The sequence below is a fragment of the Vibrio sp. OPT41 genome, from assembly GCF_015163595.1.
Taxonomy (GTDB): domain Bacteria; phylum Pseudomonadota; class Gammaproteobacteria; order Enterobacterales; family Vibrionaceae; genus Vibrio; species Vibrio alginolyticus.
The window spans coordinates 207,070-223,797 of sequence record NZ_JADDYH010000036.1; the positions used below are offsets into that span (position 1 = coordinate 207,070).

At 41.6% G+C, this 16,728-nt stretch carries 14 protein-coding genes; all 14 read right to left on the bottom strand.

The features are described from left to right. Positions 1-5 precede the first annotated feature (5 nt). Complete coding sequence (tssI, locus tag IQP38_RS15270) at positions 6-1,841, bottom strand: type VI secretion system tip protein TssI/VgrG (protein WP_053303677.1); 1,836 nt, start codon at positions 1,839-1,841, stop codon at positions 6-8. A 49-nt stretch (positions 1,842-1,890) separates the two neighbouring features. Beyond that, positions 1,891-2,370, bottom strand: a complete 480-nt coding sequence (locus IQP38_RS15275; RefSeq protein ID WP_005375967.1) for an Hcp family type VI secretion system effector — start codon at positions 2,368-2,370, stop codon at positions 1,891-1,893. A gap of 208 nt (positions 2,371-2,578) precedes the next feature. Beyond that, positions 2,579-5,146 carry a type VI secretion system ATPase TssH gene (gene tssH, locus IQP38_RS15280; protein WP_193837715.1) on the bottom strand — a complete coding sequence of 856 codons (2,568 nt, stop codon included), beginning with the start codon at positions 5,144-5,146 and terminating at the stop codon, positions 2,579-2,581. Between the two features lie 10 nt (positions 5,147-5,156). Next, positions 5,157-6,122, bottom strand: a complete 966-nt coding sequence (gene tssG, locus IQP38_RS15285) for a type VI secretion system baseplate subunit TssG (RefSeq protein ID WP_193837716.1) — start codon at positions 6,120-6,122, stop codon at positions 5,157-5,159. Beyond that, positions 6,119-7,942, bottom strand: a complete 1,824-nt coding sequence (gene tssF / locus IQP38_RS15290; RefSeq protein ID WP_193837717.1) for a type VI secretion system baseplate subunit TssF — start codon at positions 7,940-7,942, stop codon at positions 6,119-6,121. The genes tssG and tssF overlap by 4 nt, the downstream gene beginning before the upstream one ends. After that, positions 7,939-8,403, bottom strand: coding sequence for a type VI secretion system baseplate subunit TssE (gene tssE / locus IQP38_RS15295; RefSeq protein ID WP_017635621.1), 465 nt, complete (start codon positions 8,401-8,403; stop codon positions 7,939-7,941). Before tssE ends, tssF begins: the two co-directional genes overlap by 4 nt. A 7-nt stretch (positions 8,404-8,410) precedes the next feature. Next, positions 8,411-9,205 carry a type VI secretion system accessory protein TagJ gene (locus IQP38_RS15300; RefSeq protein ID WP_005375952.1) on the bottom strand — a complete coding sequence of 265 codons (795 nt, stop codon included), beginning with the start codon at positions 9,203-9,205 and terminating at the stop codon, positions 8,411-8,413. 10 nt (positions 9,206-9,215) lie between these two features. Next, a complete protein-coding gene (tssC, locus tag IQP38_RS15305; protein ID WP_053303680.1) occupies positions 9,216-10,727 on the bottom strand; it encodes a type VI secretion system contractile sheath large subunit in 1,512 nt (503 codons plus the stop codon). Between the two features lie 52 nt (positions 10,728-10,779). Next, complete coding sequence (gene tssC, locus IQP38_RS15310) at positions 10,780-12,273, bottom strand: type VI secretion system contractile sheath large subunit (protein WP_085569005.1); 1,494 nt, start codon at positions 12,271-12,273, stop codon at positions 10,780-10,782. Next, on the bottom strand, positions 12,273-12,803 hold the full coding sequence (gene tssB / locus IQP38_RS15315) for a type VI secretion system contractile sheath small subunit (protein WP_005375949.1): 531 nt from the start codon (positions 12,801-12,803) through the stop codon (positions 12,273-12,275). Before tssB ends, tssC (IQP38_RS15310) begins: the two co-directional genes overlap by 1 nt. A 15-nt stretch (positions 12,804-12,818) precedes the next feature. Further along, entirely contained in the window at positions 12,819-13,934 is a 1,116-nt protein-coding gene (gene tssA, locus IQP38_RS15320; protein ID WP_193837718.1) for a type VI secretion system protein TssA, read from the bottom strand. After that, entirely contained in the window at positions 13,927-14,721 is a 795-nt protein-coding gene (locus tag IQP38_RS15325) for a PP2C family protein-serine/threonine phosphatase (protein WP_193837719.1), read from the bottom strand. Before IQP38_RS15325 ends, tssA begins: the two co-directional genes overlap by 8 nt. A gap of 9 nt (positions 14,722-14,730) precedes the next feature. Beyond that, entirely contained in the window at positions 14,731-15,426 is a 696-nt protein-coding gene (gene tagF, locus IQP38_RS15330; RefSeq protein ID WP_005375944.1) for a type VI secretion system-associated protein TagF, read from the bottom strand. After that, positions 15,408-16,728, bottom strand: a 1,321-nt coding sequence (gene tssM, locus IQP38_RS26465; protein WP_193844223.1) for a type VI secretion system membrane subunit TssM, incomplete at its 5' end; no start/stop codon positions are given. The genes tssM and tagF, both read right to left, overlap by 19 nt.

Consider the following 16,728-nt stretch of genomic DNA (forward strand, 5'->3'; position numbering starts at 1 on the left):
TCACCTTAGTTCAATGAAATTTGCCCAGCTTTAAGAGCAATAGCTGAGCCGTTAATGGATATTTTATTACCTTTGATATTGATTTCTCCAGAGCTAGACATCTGAATAGAAGCACCACCTACTTTGATCTCGACGCTCTTTCCTGCATTAAAAGACAGTACTTCACCCGTTTCATTCGAAAAGTTTTTACCTACTTTCAAGCTCGCGTTCTGACCAACCTCTTGATTAACATCATTGGTCACTTTTTCGGTTTTACTGTTTTCAACGGCGATATCAACACAGTCTTCAACTAGCATTTGGAACAGTTTTTCAGCATGAAGATAAATGTGCTCTTCACCAGGCTTATCATCGAAGCGCAACTCATTAAAACTGGATGTACCTTTTTGTACAGAGCGTGATTTATAACCACTCTGAGAACTTTGCTCTGGTAAAGCGTAAGGAGGGAGTTGACTACCGTTATATAGTGACCCCGTAACGATTGGTTGATCAGGGTCTCCGTTAACAAACTCGACGATGACCTCTTGTCCGACTCTAGGGTGAAACACCGACCCCCATCCGTTACCTGCAATATTTTGCGCAACACGAATCCAACATGAACTATTTACATCGTATTTACCAACACGGTCCCAGTGAAACTGAACTTTGATACGGCCATGTTTGTCTATGTAAATTTCACCATCTTTGTTCCCCGTAACTACTGCGGTTTGCAAACCTTTCATCTGAGGTTTCGGGTAGTTAACTGAAGGACGCAGGATTGTCTTTGAGTCAACACAACTAAACGAGACTTTGACACCTTGCGCACCGGTCCCACCTTGACCAGTCTGGTTATAAACAGCAGCAGACAAAAAAACAGAAGACAGTACATATTCTTTGCCGACTCGAGATTTATCTTCATGCTTTTTAAACTTGAAGCACTTGCCCACACTGAATGTTCTGCACGTAGCCTCGCCACGACACAAATATGCATTTTGCTGTAGTGCTTCTATTGCATGCGTGTTTCTTAGTGCGTATTGATCATTGCTCTCCATTTCACCCATGTATTCAAAATACTCGCTTCCAGGTACTGTAAAAAAATCACTTTCACCCTTTGCAGTATTTTTAGGATTCGAAGAAGGCTTGAGCATGTTATAGCCTGACTTTTGACTCGCTTTAGTAGTCAGAATTTGCGTTTCATGCCAAGAAGAAATGTGGCTAGATTTCGCCGTACCTGTATCAAAATCGACTAAAAACTCAGTACCCGGCTTATAAAAACTGATGTCATCAAAAATACTGAGCGTATGGGCAGACTTAGTATGTGTAAAACAAAATGATAGCCCCTCCTCCGATAACAGACGTCGAACAAATTCAAGATCTGATTCTTCATATTGTACTTTGTATGTGTATTTAGGATAGGACTTGGTTAACTCAAAACTAAAGGCAACACTATGCTCCGATAGTACTTCAGAGATAATTTCCTTTATATCTTTATGCTGAAATATTCTGCAATTTTTTCGATATTCAGCGAAACGTAATTTAGGCTCTATTAATAATTCTATGTTTTTATAATTTTCGCCTTTATGTGTATTAGAAACCCTTTTCCCTTCTAATCTTGCAGCAGAAACATAACCATGCATATAACGAGGATTTGAAGAAACATCCTCATTATTTTCAAGGGTAATGGTAACTTCCTTACCAATAATTTCGTTTAACTCACTTCGTTGATCATTAAAGTAAGCTTTAGCACGCAATGAAAAAAGTTCTGAGATCTCTTCTCTATACTCAAACGAGTTTAGTATGATGGCATCTTTACCGAATGGCGAAGAAATTCGGATGAAATTGTTATCTTGAGTTGCTCTTTTCATTAAATACTTCTTTCAAAAAAATGCGGAGGAATACTCCCCCGCATGAAAATTACATTTGTTGACCTTTAACACCGCTGTAGCCGTATACCAATGGAGCAGAAGTGTTGTTCTTATCGTCAGTAGGAGTCACTGTCATCATCATTTCTGTGTAAGAAATTGTGATAGTTTCAACTGGACGATCGTCTTGGATAGAAACTGAGTAGTTAGAAATCATCGCATCAGTCAGTTCGATCTTCATGATCTCTTCAACCTTCTCACCCTGCTTAGTAATATGGAAAACCGCTGGTTTACCTTTACCAATCGTCGCTTCTTTAAATAAGTCAGGAGAAGAACGGTCTTGAAGTTTAGTGATAGTCAAATCATATAGACGAGTAGCGCTCGCTTCACGGTCCATCGCTGTACCAGTGTATGATGAGATCTCACGACCTACACTCCAATCTACAGATAGTAGTGTAATCAAATCTTTGTATTGCTCGGCTGTTGCCTCACCCTTAATATCTGCGTATTTAAGATACGTATTAGACTGCATGCTAATCTCCTATAGCATTATTAATTGACATATATCGTAGTAATTTAATTATCTGACGTTTGGTGATAATTAGTGATTAATGTATCAAAAACTTCATTTTAAATACGCCCTGTTATATCTTTAAATAAGATTTAATTTAAGCGTTTTTTATAAAAAATAATAGTTAATATGAACCAACTCCCAATTATTATTGAGAGTGTAAAGGATGTTAAACTATTGAGACATCAAGTCCACTAGTTGTACCTTTAACAATAATTTCATCAAACGTCTTATCATTAAGAATTGCATGCAATATTTCATGAGAAATCTTCGGAAGCAATGTATTTTCTATGGTTGTTTGTACCACACGCGCACCACTGCCAGACTCATTGCTATTGTCTACAATATCATTAATTAGTTCCTCATCAAAAAACAGGTCAGCGTTATAGTGCTTACGAATACGAGTCGTAATTTTATCCAACTTTAATTTTGTTATTTCTATCAATACTTTTCTTGATAGAGGCAAATAAGGTAATACGTTCACACGCCCTAAAAATGCAGGTTTAAAGTCGACCAACAAATCATCGCGTAAAGCATCTTTTAGTGCTGACGGCTCAGGAGATAAATCAGGATCAGAATACAAAGACATCGTCGTTTCGGTCCCTGTGTTCGCGGTCATAATAATAATAGTGTTTTTAAAGTCTATATCTCGACCTTCACCGTCTTTAATTGAGCCTTTATCAAACACCTGATAAAAAATATCTTGAACACCAGGGTGCGCTTTTTCCATTTCATCGAGGAGAATTACACTATAAGGTTTACGTCTAACAGCTTCAGTCAGTACACCTCCTTCTCCATAACCGACATAACCAGGAGGAGAACCTAATAGCAATGAGACTTTATGCTCTTCCTTAAATTCCGACATATTGATAGTCGTGACATTTTCTTCACTACCATAGACTTTCTCTGCAATCGCCAAAGCCGATTCGGTTTTACCCACTCCGCTTGGTCCGGTTAGGAGAAATACACCATTTGGTCGTGTCTCATCCGTGAGCTGCGCACTCGCAGTTTTTATCACTTCAGACATGAGCTCTAAAGCGTGATCCTGCCCGACAACTCGCTTACACAAACTTTCTTTCAAACCCAATACTGCTTGGATTTCATCATCCTGAAGTTTACCCAACGGTATACCGGTCCAATCCGAAATAACTTCTGCGATTAGCGCTTCATTTACATGCGAAAAAACTAAGGGCTGTGAGTTAGCGGAAAGGTTATTTTCAAGCTCTTGTAACTTGTCTCTCGCAGTTTCAGAACCCTCCTGGATTATTTGGGTTCTAAGTGACTTAGCTTCACTTACCCATTCTTTTTCTTTTTCCCAAAGTACCTCTAATTCAATAATGTCATTAGATAGCGCATCAATCTCTTTTCGGACACCTTGGAGCTGCACATCAAGAGATGCTCCTAATCGATTCTCTTGGCTAAGATGCTCATACTCAGCTTGCTTTGCTTTAAGTTTGTTTCTTTTCGCATCTAGACCTCCCGGTGTAGATGACTGACTTAACGCAACTCGAGAACAGGCCGTATCCAAAACAGAAACCGCCTTATCTGGCAGTTGACGACCATTAATGTATCGAGCTGAGAGTTGGACCGCTGCATTGAGAGCTTGGTTAGTGATATGAACATCGTGGTGTTGTGCCATTACATCAAGTAAGCCTCGTAACATTTCGATCGCGAGCTCAGGGGCTGGCTCATCAACCTTTACGACTTGAAAACGCCTAGTTAAAGCTGCATCTTTTTCAAAATACTTTTTATACTCTGCCCACGTAGTTGCTGCGATCGTTCTGAGTTCGCCTCTCGCTAATGCTGGCTTCAGAATATTCGCCGCATCACCTTGGCCCGCTTGCCCACCACCGCCAATTAGGCCATGAGCTTCATCAATGAACAATATAATAGGCTGTGGAGCGTCGTTTACTTCCTTCACAAGGTTCTTAAGCCTGTTTTCAAACTCACCTTTCATGCCTGCGCCGGCTTGCAGTAATGCCAAATCCAGAGACTTAATCGCCACATTTTGCAGAGCGGGAGGTACATCGCCATCAATGATCTTTTGCGCCAAACCTTCAACAACGGCTGTTTTTCCAACACCAGCTTCTCCGGTAAGAATCGGGTTGTTTTGTCGGCGTCTTAATAAAATATCGATCATTAGACGAATTTCATTATCTCTACCAATCACCGGATCTATTTTACCTTCCCTAGCTTGCTCAGTAAGGTCTGTTGTAAATTGATTCAAGGCGGAATTCGCGTTTGACTGCGCTAAGTCATTCGATCTTGATTGAGGCGCATTACTTTCTTTAAAGTTCAATAAGCAAGATGGTTCTATCTTGTTTAGTTCAGGACTAATCGAACCAGCCATGTTGACTAACGTATCATCAGACAAGTAGGCAAATAAAAGATGGATGCACCCCAACTGTTCTTGATTGAATTCAATGGTTGCAGACAACAAGGCATTTTGCATAACAGTCACCGTATGAGCTGATAGCCCAGGCACCGACTGGCATCCTGTTTTGTATTTTTCTAATGCCTTTTGAATATCGGTTTCAACCTTGATTTTATCGACATCAAATTCGTCAAAAACTTCAGAGTAAATATCGTCAGGATGGCGGATAATCATCATTAACCAGTGAGACATTTCAATACTGTGATGAGTTCGGGAGCTTGCCATCGCAGCTGCCTGTTCAAGTGTTTCCTTAGCCTGAGGAGACAATCTTTCGACCAACGCTGAAAGTGAGAGTGAAGCCATTACATTTCCTTTAAATAGTAATTGTTATAGTTCGATCTTTTGTACGTTCGTGTTTTTTAAGCACAGAACCAATACCTAACTGCCCCTGCTGTTTCGATAAACAAGCTTGTGGTAGCAAACTATGTTTGGTGGTGAGCTGCCACTTCAGTTGTTTATGTTTTCCAATCAACTCATAAGCAGCGTTCTTAATGATTGCTATATTGGGTTGGTTAGGAAGCAATTTACTAACTAGCTGTTTATCTTTTGGCAGAAATTCTATTGTTGTCCCCGCGTTGATGTTCCATGCTTTCGAACCCAAAGACGCTCCTAAACCAAGTTGAGCAAACTGCCCTTCAGGCATAGTTCGGGATGCAAGGCGTGTTTGCTCTTCTTTCGTAAGGTGTAACCATTGTCCTTGAAATTCATGAACTTTTACTTGGCATCCAGATAAACATTCAAGAATACTTTTTAGTCCACCTTTACTTCTCACTGGTGAAGCAAACACACCACCATAGTGCAGGGACAGTGAACTCCCTTCCCCAGTTAATGCCGATTTACAGCTTTCTAACGGCGAACGCGCGCCCTGCGCATGCGCACGAGATTGAACTGTCAGCTGACTCAGTTGCCAACATCGATAATAAAGAGATAATAAGCGATGATTGAAAATATCGTAGAAGTCCACCATAGCCGTATCGCCTTCTTTTTGGCGATGTAAAGCTAATTCACTATAGTGCTGGGGAAGCACACCTTGCTCACCCGTTAGGCCTATTAAATTGGTCTCAATCTCTAACTTGCTGTCATCTATATTTTTCAGTTCACAAAGCTGAGCATTTTCAAAACCTAATGATGGATTAACCTTTAAGTTTAGCTTTTCATGCTTCGGTAACGCATCTGTTCCTATTTGCGCCTCTGCTTGCAGAACTTCGTGTTCAATAAGATGAATCGCTTCAAACAATGGATGTTGCTTTAATTCTCGATAAAATTGTTCCGCGCTCATAGCAACACCTTATCGCCAGTTAATGCGGGCCATAGGTGGAAAGACTTTCCCGTGGACTTAAGTCTTATTTCTAACTGCGTAAAAATGTTAATTTCAGCATATTGCGAGAAGTAAACAGATAAAACACTACCTAAGAGAAAGATCTGCTCTTTAGGTAAAATTTGATCAGAAACCGTCAAAATAATTTTTATACCGTGCGCAAATCCAACTTTGCCTTTCTGACTAATTCTTCCTGTAGTCGGCTCAAACTCTAACTTAGTTAAAGCATCGATTACCGCTTTCGTTTCTGCTGTCCCAGAAAATGCATAGAGATTAAGGGTCTGCTTCAAAGTTGCTAAACCATCTTCCTCGGTAAAATGGTTTAAAGTTAAAAGCTTAGTTAACTGCCATCGTGTGCTTTCATCCATTTCTGGCCGAATAGTTTCTGATAAAGAAACTAAACAACGAACAGATTCGAAATTGTCATTTACCTCCGGTAAAGATACTTGCGGCAGCCCACCTCCAAATGGAAGTTTCTGCGCTAAGTTGCGGTTACAGCACTCAGCTTCCACGTACATTAACCAGTTTTCCCGGCTATCCGGGCTGAACAATTGATGTTTTTTATCAACAAAAGAAATGTAAGTTTCTCTACCTGGCTCATCATACCCACCAGCCCAGTTCTTATCCTCACGTCTCATCAACCAATAAATCTCACTAGTGTTCGTATAATGCGTGTGCTCACCAGAGTGATAACATGGCAAATTGTGGTACGTTTTGTTCCAGTTTCTCAACGTTACGTCAGAAATTGAGACAACCTCATTACTTTCAGCTTCTTGGTATTGTGGAGACAAGTGGTAATCGTATTCAGTTGGTAGAATACGCTTAGGCTCCATAATACTTTTAAATAAGTTGATCACAGGCACACAGCCTACCATTAAGCTTTCTTCGTCCACTTGCTTTGGAAGCCAGTCATCGTTGGTATCAAAGTAAAAATACAGTTCGACTTGCTCTCTAAGATCTAGCTCTGATAATCCAAGTTCGATGATATCAAAGAACATAAACTTCTCAGGAAAGTGCAAATACTCAACAAGTAATCTTGCTCCTGAAAAGCTTCTTTTACTGTATGGCACAACTTTCTCATCTTCTGAAAATCCCACTTCAGAAAGATGCCTTTTGGTTAAAGGACGAACTTCTTTGCCATCCACAACAACAGATAAACCAATTAGGTTTTGAAACAGCATTTGGTAGAGCTTAAAAGTCAATTGAGATTGACCGTTTAAATAGAAGCGCAGCCGTTCTGCCCCCATTTCACCAAGAGGAGTCTCTTCATCTTGAGCCGTGAGCTGTACTTTCAAAACTGAATGAGCATTGCTTTCCCATCGTGAGCCAACTGGCTTGAAAGGCGCATTTTTAAAAACGCCAGAGGTCACATCAACAGGATACATTCTGACCGGATAACAAGTTCTAAACTCGCACTCATGATATCCAGGAGCACCGATAACAACTCGCTCGCCTTCTTCTACATCAAAATGAGAGGAAGTGGAGTTAGAACAGCTCATTTTAATGACTGACATTGACGGGATTGGGGCGTGAAAATCAGGATATAACTGTCCCATCAAAGACTCTGTAAATTGAGGGTAACTATTGTCTAAGCTTTGTCTAATCCTTGCTGTTAGAAATGCGCAGCCTTCTAACAATCTTTCTACGTGCGGATCGTCAACCTGTTCCTCACTAATACGAAGTCTCGCAGCAATCTTAGGATACTGCTCCCCAAATTCTTGCCCTTTGTGACGCAAATAAGCTAACTCGCGATTATAGTACTTGAGAAACTCTTCACTCATTTTGCTCTACTCAGTTTCATACCTAAATTTACCGGCTCTACTTCAGAATTGAATCGCACTTCATGAATACTGTTATCAATTAAGCAAGTGGCATTTATCTGTAACCTCAATACCCTATCAATAGCGTTTTTCTCGTCTGAAATCTGGACATGAGGGTTCCTTAACCTCGGCTCAAACTCTTTAATTGCATCATGAACGATGTCGCAAAGCTGATTCTGCCCTTCTTGGCTGCTATAGGGCATTGAGGAAAAATCTGGCAGCCCATAATTCAATATTGAATAACGAACCTCTAAAAGATCATCAGGAATGTTTTTCCATCCAATACGACTATTCAGCATCGACTCTAGATCTCTAAGTAAGCTGCTCAACATCTGTTGCTGGCTTGCAGGGAAGTCTTTCTCATCTCGAGTGAGAGGATCACTATCTATCAATTTGTCGAGCAGAGAAACGGTTAACGACATGATATTTCTACGCTATTTGTTTCTGTTCTAATAATGTAGTCAAATCACAGATTGGAAGCGCCGAATCACCGACTAACCAACATTTTTGACCCAAGCCAACAAAAGATTCTTGCTCACCAATCTGCTTCCAATCCGTTTCTCGACCTAACTTTTGCGCATCGGTCTCTGAGTCAACATATGTCAACGGCATATGGCCTTCGCCTTCACCAAGTCCATCGATATCAAACTCGACAGGTCGCCAAATACTCTCTAACAAAGAAGTAGGTGCTTTAACTTCTAGCGTATGGATGCTCGATATGGGTACAAGAAAATAGTTACCTGCTGTAGAAAACAGTTCAATGTAACCACCTAAACGATCATCAATATCTCTAGCATCTTCGTAGTTTGTGCCGTTTACGTTAAACCCTTTAATAGTACGATGCTCTTCAATGCGATGCGATAGACGTGACGCTTCTTCGTACTCTTGATTTCCGAGAGCAAGATTAAATCGAACAAGCTCTTTAGTTAATTCCTCATCACCTATTACTTTGGCACTAGCCGCACCATTGATAAAATCCTTTCTAGCTTGAGCTGCTTTCACTAAATGTCGTAGCTGACTTGCACCAGGCAGATACTCAGGAAACAATTTAATCGATTGCATGAGCTGAGCGTCCGCACGCTCGAAGTCCCCATCAATGCAAAGAAGCTCAATGAAGGAACTTCTCAAGCTCGCATCTTTAGGTGTTGCTTTAATTTCATCAGTTAATTGCTCTAGAGCGTGTTGCAATAGGCCTTGGGACAAAGCATTTTTCCATTGAGTCATTGTTATTTCCTTACACCATGTGCTCTGGTGATAATTCGGTAATTAATTTAATGCTAGATACCATTTGATCGAGTTGAAAATGCGGTCGCAAATGGATAACTGAGTAATAATGTCCAGGAGTTTCTCTTTTCTCTCGAACTGTAATTTTCGCTTCATTTAGGGGGTATTTAGCTCGAAGCTCATCAGACGCTTCATCTGATGCGGTAGTGTACTGGTGTAACCAGCGTTGAAAGTCACGCTCTAGGCTTTCTGCGTCTTGATACCCACCAATTTTGTCACGCCCCATAACCTTGAGATAATGTGCGACTCGCGATACACACAATGTGTATTGCAACATCGATGTCAGTTTTGCATTCGTTGAAATATGCTTTTCTGCGTATTGTTTGGGCTTGTAGAGAGATACATTCGAGGTCATCCCTACCATATCAGTCTCAGGTATTGGAGAAATAGAAATAAAACCGCACTCAGACAATTCTTGTTCTTTTCTCTCAGTGATTTTCAAGTTTAACGGACATCTTTCACGATCATTCTTGCCATTAACACGCATCGTGCTCCTTGTAGGAGCGACGATAATACCCTGACTGTAATCGCCTTGTTTAATCCCTCGCATATGCGTGAACCAACCATGTTCCTGAAATGCTCTAATTGATACAGCAGCAAAACAGTACGCACTACTCCCCCATAGCAAATCTCGGTTGGAGTCGTAGATGTGTTCTTGAAAATTGAATTTATCATTCCGCGAGCCATCACTTTTGTATGGCTGACGGAACAAGACGTTAGGTGCAGTCAAACCAATAAATTTAGCGTCATCGTTATCTCTCAAACTACGCCACTTTGCATAATCTTCCTGTTCAAATTGGGCTGCTATATCTCTTATCGCAGAGAGTTGAGCGAAACTATCAACACCAAACATCTCTGGCGATGCAGACATGATAAATGGGCTGAATGCTGCAGCTGCAGACTGAGAGATCTTACTCAACACAGACAGATCTCTATCAAAATAATTTTTACTAGGATCACAGCGAAGCTGATAATCTCCAACCACCACACCAAAGGGTTCTCCCCCTGCCATGCCATATTCATTTTGATAGAGCAACTTAAATAGTGCTGATTGGTCAAACTCGATGGCTTTTAAAGCATCTTTACTGATTTCATTCCATGTCGCCGTTAAAACCTTAACTTTTACAGAGTCCGATGAACGAGAATCAACCTGTTCACATAAATACCTAACTCCAACCCACCCCCTTTCGAGCTGTTGAAACTCAGGATGATGTAATATTTCATTTAGTTGAGATTCTAATAGCTCATCAATGCGGTTAATTGTGTTCATCACACTATGACGAAAGCTGTCCAAATCTCTTGAACGTGTACCTTCTAGCCAAATTCGCGCTGACGCTACAAGATCAGAAGATTCATTGAATCGAGTCAACCACGGGCTATCAAGTTCAGCATAGCCTCCGGTACTGAACTCATGTTTTAGCTTGCTAGGGTCGCGAAAGTTAAGTGACACTGCTAATTCCATCTAGAACATAAAGATTGGTCATGGCTGGCCTTTCGACCAGCCAATTCATTTCTTATCCACCTGACTGAGGGATCTTTGCCACAAGTCGCAAAGATGTGGTCAGTTCTTCCATTTGTAACCAAGGCTTCAGCCATGCTACGGCATTGTAAGAACCAGGTGCGCCAGGAATTTCCTTAACCTGAACACGAGCGTCTGCTAGAGGGTATTTCGCTCTGATCTCTTGACCACCGCCTTCAGAAGCATTGACGTAACCTAGGATCCAGCGGTTCAGCCAAGACTCAACGTCTTCTGCTTCCATAAAGCTACCAATTTTATCTCGAGCCATTACTTTCAAATAATGCGCAAAACGAGATGTTGCCATCATATAAGGTAGGCGGGCAGAAATGGCCGCATTGGCCGTTGCTTCAGGGGATTCATGGTTCGCTGGTTTTTGACAGGTTTGCGCACCAAAGAACACTGCATAGTTGGTGTTTTTGTAGTGACAAAGCGGTAAGAAACCAAGCTTACCAAGCTCCGCCTCACGTCTGTCGGTAATACCAATCTCTGTTGGGCACTTCATATCAGGGTCGCCATCATCACTCATGAAGAAATGCGTTGGCAAGTTATCCACTCGACCGCCGCCTTCTGCACCACGGATGGCAGTACAAAATCCATATTTTGAAAATGCGTCGGTTAACTTAACACCAAGAACATACGAAGAGTTCATCCAACAGTAGTCGTTATGTTCAGCGTTAACAGCAATACCTGAAACAGGATCTACTTCGAACTCTTCAAACCCAAACTCTTCGACTGGAGCGGTAGCTTGTCCGTATGGCAAACGAGCAAGGACTTTTGGCATCGTCAGACTAACGAAGCGCGAATCGGCACTCTCGCGGAACGAACGCCATTGGGCGTATTCTAGTGATTCAAATACCTTATCTAGGTCGCGTGGTTTTGACAACTCAGTCCACTCATCAAAGCCGAATAGTGCTGGTGAAGCTGCGGACAAGAATGGAGAGAAGCCAGAAGCCGCTACATTTGACATTAGGCGTAACGACTCAATATCTTCTGGGTGGTTGGTAAACTCATAGTCTCCAATCAATGCACCATACGGTTCACCACCAGCACTACCAAACTCAGACTCGTAAACCTTTTTAAAGATCTGGCTTTGATCAAACTCAACAGCTTTGCTCAAGTCTTTATGTAGCTCTTTCTTGGTCATGCTCATCATGCGAACTTTCAGAGTAGAGCTGGTCTCTGAATTCATCACTAGATAATTTAAGCCGCGCCAAGAACCTTCGAGTTTCTGTAATTCTGGGTGATGCATTACTTCAGACAACTGATCAGAAATCTGCCTATCGAGCAAATTAATCGCTTCACGAAAAGTTACTGTTAGGTTTTTGTTCCAAGTAACTGTCCCTTTCATTGCTTCTTCAGCGAGCGTTTTAATCAGCTCCTCAGCACGAGAAGCTTCGGTCTGCTTAGTCGCACCAATAGCTTGATCTAAGAATGAAGTTGTCTGTTCATTAACAGTTAGATCCAACTGTTTTTCAGCTTCAGTCGTCATTATTCCGCTCCTTCAGTACTGTCTGACTTCGCTTTCTTGCCAAGATCTAACTCGCCTGCAAGTCTTGCCAGATTGTCTGTATTGTTCAAAACATCCTCTAGGATATTTTCAAGCTCTTCTGAGCGGTCAACTTTTGTCATCAAATCACGCAGTTTATTACGCGTTTCCATCAATTGGCGTAGTGGATCAACTTGATTTACGATCGCAGCAGGCTCAAAGTCTTGCATTGATTTAAAGTTTAAATCGACCTCAAACTGTGAATCGTCATTCGCAAGCTTATTCGCAACTTTAAACTTCACCGATGGATTCATTTTTTTGAGTACATCGTCAAAGTTATCTCGATCGATCTGAATAAAACGGCGGTCTTTTAATGGCTTCAACGCTTCTGTGTTTTGACCAGCGAAGTCACCCATTACACCTACAACAAAAGGCAGTTCTTTCTTAAGAGTTGTACCTTCAGTTTCAACATCATAGGTAATGTGGACACGAGGCTTCCGTACTCGTGATAGTTTCGAGTGGATACTCGTCATACCATTCTCCCTTTATTAATTTTCATTTTGTTCTGCTATGCCAACCAAACGGAAGTAGCTTTTCTTTGCATCCCCGTCGGAGATAAGTTCCGCCAGTAACTCCGGCAGAGGCATCCCACACCAACGAATGATCTGTTCGATGGAGTAAGAAACTGGTGAGTGAGGTTCACTCTCTCGGAAGAAATCAGCTACTTGCTGCAATTGTCTAATTGCCTGCTCTCGTGATTTCATGTTTGTCGCTAATAATGCATCACAACTTTGTGCACTTAACGGTTGTTCAGAAGAAGATTTATCAAGATCCTCTAGCTCTTCAATCACTGCTTGTGGTTGATTAAAACGATCTCCAAGAAGGTGCTTTAATGCCGAGTGTATTGATTCAAGTCTTTTTGATATATAAGAGCTAGGAGTCACATCACCGACCGCTTCATCTAATCGCTGACTGAATTCATTAAATGATTCCGTAGCGAACTCCAAATCCGTGATTAATTCTCGATAAAACGTATCAGAAGTCGACTTAACCGTAGTTGCAATTTCAGATAGCTCAACAGCCCCAAGCTCGACTCGATTTCGGCGCTTATCTTCGTCTAAACGCTCAAGCTCGATAGCTTGCTGATATTCCCAATAGGCATAAGCTTGCTCCACGCCTAAGTCAGTCAATGGTATACAAGCAATTGGAAAAATAAGTGTTCCTTCACTATCGATACCATTGAGGCCAATAATCGCCGATATTCTTGTCTCAATACCATCTTCATCAGGCATTGGGTACAGATCATCCCAAAAGTTCTCAATTAAACTGGTTGCGAGTTTGTAGCCAACGCCCATACCACGAAAACCATACAATCGAGTTAGGGCTTCTATAAGCCAGGCAACAAATTCCAAATCTTTAGACTGATTCGTGAGTATTTCTGGGACATCTTCAATAAATACTCGCCATAAATTACTGTGGGTATAGATACTTTCTTCTTCTATAAGAGCATTACGTTCAGCGTTGCGGGCGGCCATACGCTGATCTTTCAACCGATAGTAAGCAGACTGTGGTGATACATCCTCTCTAGGATCAATACCTGTAGGATTTTCTTGAGATATAGGAGCCAACGCTTGTTCATACCAATCAAACATTTCATTACTCATAAGCTCTCCCTCTTAGAAAGACAGGTATCGTCGCGTCTTCTCTAGTTACTGTTTCGCACTCCGTTTGCGCTTGGCGAACTTTGATCAAAGCACAAGTTACGTTATCACTTGCGCCCCGAACCAAAGCCGAATGCATGAGCGCTAATCCAGCTTGGTTGACTGAGTCTGCATACAATGTCCGATGAATTTCATCACTCGTAAGTTCCTTAGAGAGTCCATCGCTACAGAGTAGAAACTGATCGCCGTCAGCCAACTGCCCTGAAACTTGATCAATAGTGACACTTTCGTCGACCCCAACAGCTCTGGTAATAACATTTGCAAGAGGGTGCGATTCGGCATCTTCAAATGCCAATAAGCCCTGATCCACTAAGTCCATGACTTGACTATGATCACGTGTTTTTTGGACAAAATTACCATTTCTAAGCTGGTAAATTCGGCTATCACCCACCCAAAGACAGTGGTAATACCCATCCTGAATAAACAACAAAACAAGTGTTGTTCCCATCGTTTTACCGTCTAAGTGATTTTGTGCGTATTGGTAAATTTCTAAGTTCGCTTCTTGAACCACTCTTCGGATATCATCGATATTAGTATTGGAGACATCCTGCATGTGGCGCGCGACTCTATCCACTAGCATCTGGCTTGCTATATCGCCAGCACTGTGTCCACCCATTCCATCGGCAACCACCCAAATATGCTGTTCTGTCATATCCAACAGAGCATCCTCGTTATAAGGGCGTACTTTTCCTGCGTGCGATTTAGCAAAGGTAAAATAGTTCCAATTCATTCTTCTATCCTACCAATTCCACTTTTTCCAGCCGCCATCAAGCATGGCTGAAAACTGACCAATTGAAGGAAATCCACTAGTAATGAACATGCATGGTTCAACCTTCGTTGAACCTTCAGTCCACCAAAAACATGGTTTACTCAATTTTTCTTTAATGAGGTAATTCAAAAGCGTGTTTTGATCAGTATTGCCGTGATCATGAAAAACTGTAGATATTTGGCTTTGATAAAGAAACTCTAGAGGCTTCACTTCACTTGTTACATTCGCAACGAGGTCATTTTTTTCTTGAGTACTCTTATGCCAAACATCAAAGACAAAGTCGTCCTCAAGTACTGAAAGAGCAAGAGCGGCACTGTCCTCGGTCCAAGCTCTGTCACCCCAATATTGCGCAGCTTCACCTTTTACGGCACGAGCTATAGTAAAGAAAAAGTATCTACCGCATGCATCAACACTAGGAATCATGCTACCAATGTAGGTTGAGTCTTCTAAATAGCTAATATCCAAAGCAAAGTGCCACACAGGAGCCGTTAAAAAGTGCTCATTCCAGCTTTCACCCAGTTGTTCCCTGCTGACTGCAATAACCGCCTGTTGCCAATCATGCCAACGCTCCGAGAAATCTTGTGATAAACCATCTTTCACAAAGTCCCCTTTTGCAGGCATTTTACCGATATAGCCCCAGCCTGATGTTATAAGGTTCGTGGACATCTGAACCTCTCCATTTCATTTGACCAAAACGGATTAATGGCACTAGAAGGAATAAGCTCTAGCTGCACCTTATTTCCCTTTAAATCAATCATAACTATATTGTCTTTACGCGATTCTGGCCTTGCTTTAAGTGATTGATCCAAAAGCTTGAATATGCCCCACTCACCTTCATAGGTATGCGCAATTTCGCGTTTAGATTCAGGTGGTGTGAACACAATTCGAGTCTGATCTTGACCGGCAGGCCAACTCAACGATTTAGCTCTTGCTGGTCCATGCTTATAAACCAAATCTTGTCCACCCAACTCTAAGACAAATCGAGTAATGTGCTGGTCTAGATAAACAGGCTTCATCCCAAACTCTACGCGTAATGAATTATCAGATTCAAAGAAAGACTGCCTGATACGTTGCGCTCTTTGAAAGACCATTAGTGTTTCTGGACGAACTCCAATTTCCTTTTCTAATCGCCAACGACTTTTCGAAGTATCCACAAACGGTTCGAGGTATTCTTGGAAGAATGCGTCAAGCGTACCTCCATAACCAAAGAATCGCTTAAAGTCTTTCAATCTAACTTCTCTGCTCGCGTTGGGCTCGAATGGATATCTGCCAGCAATAGTCCGCTGATAAGGGCGGACCACCTGTGTTACCCAAAGTTGATTTAGATGATCCTTCGAACCGCTCTCCGCAAACTTAACCGACTCTTGAGAAAGCTCACCTAGCCATTGATTAAATGGTCTCGGCAAAAGTTCTTTAGCACGAGCGAAGGAAGCTGCGACATCTTGTGTAACGGTTCCATCTAAAATACTTTTGTAGGCAATTTTCTGATTGTTACCAGAGCTTGATAAGTCACTTAAATACGAACGCAAGTTAACCATTGCTTGTTGAATATCATCAAAGTCTTGCTCACCAAGGCGTAAGATCTCTGAAAAATGCGATTCGACTTCTTTACCTGGCAGAGCAACATTGAAGCCGTTTTCTTCAGGTAAATACATGTCTAGTCTATCTGCCGTATTTGAAAACTTAACTTTGGCAACTTTACCAGCAACTTCAGAAGCGGCTTTTTGATTTTCTGACAATGATACTTTTGATAGAGCAACCTCTTTTTGGATTGCTCTCAACAAAGATTCGATTGGTCTTTCAACTCCAGATAAAACCCTCGCTTGCTCTGTCGCAAGTTCTAGGCTCGGAGCCTGCTTCAATTGAATATCTTCGATCAACGTTTTCCATTCATTAACATAATCTTGATAGTATCGAGACTGAACGCCTTGGATGGCACTATCTTGATCAATTTCATGAGCCTTAAGA

Coding starts and splice junctions, on each gene's coding strand:
- tssF (WP_193837717.1), bottom strand. CDS start 7,942: ATGAGTGAAGAGTTTCTCAAGTACTATAATCGCGAGTTAGCTTATTTG.
- tssI (WP_053303677.1), bottom strand. CDS start 1,841: ATGAAAAGAGCAACTCAAGATAACAATTTCATCCGAATTTCTTCGCCA.
- tssE (WP_017635621.1), bottom strand. CDS start 8,403: ATGTCGTTAACCGTTTCTCTGCTCGACAAATTGATAGATAGTGATCCT.
- tagF (WP_005375944.1), bottom strand. CDS start 15,426: ATGTCCACGAACCTTATAACATCAGGCTGGGGCTATATCGGTAAAATG.
- IQP38_RS15275 (WP_005375967.1), bottom strand. CDS start 2,370: ATGCAGTCTAATACGTATCTTAAATACGCAGATATTAAGGGTGAGGCA.
- tssC (WP_085569005.1), bottom strand. CDS start 12,273: ATGACGACTGAAGCTGAAAAACAGTTGGATCTAACTGTTAATGAACAG.
- tssC (WP_053303680.1), bottom strand. CDS start 10,727: ATGGAATTAGCAGTGTCACTTAACTTTCGCGACCCTAGCAAGCTAAAA.
- IQP38_RS15300 (WP_005375952.1), bottom strand. CDS start 9,205: ATGACTCAATGGAAAAATGCTTTGTCCCAAGGCCTATTGCAACACGCT.
- IQP38_RS15325 (WP_193837719.1), bottom strand. CDS start 14,721: ATGAATTGGAACTATTTTACCTTTGCTAAATCGCACGCAGGAAAAGTA.
- tssH (WP_193837715.1), bottom strand. CDS start 5,146: ATGGCTTCACTCTCACTTTCAGCGTTGGTCGAAAGATTGTCTCCTCAG.
- tssB (WP_005375949.1), bottom strand. CDS start 12,803: ATGACGAGTATCCACTCGAAACTATCACGAGTACGGAAGCCTCGTGTC.
- tssA (WP_193837718.1), bottom strand. CDS start 13,934: ATGAGTAATGAAATGTTTGATTGGTATGAACAAGCGTTGGCTCCTATA.
- tssG (WP_193837716.1), bottom strand. CDS start 6,122: ATGAGCGCGGAACAATTTTATCGAGAATTAAAGCAACATCCATTGTTT.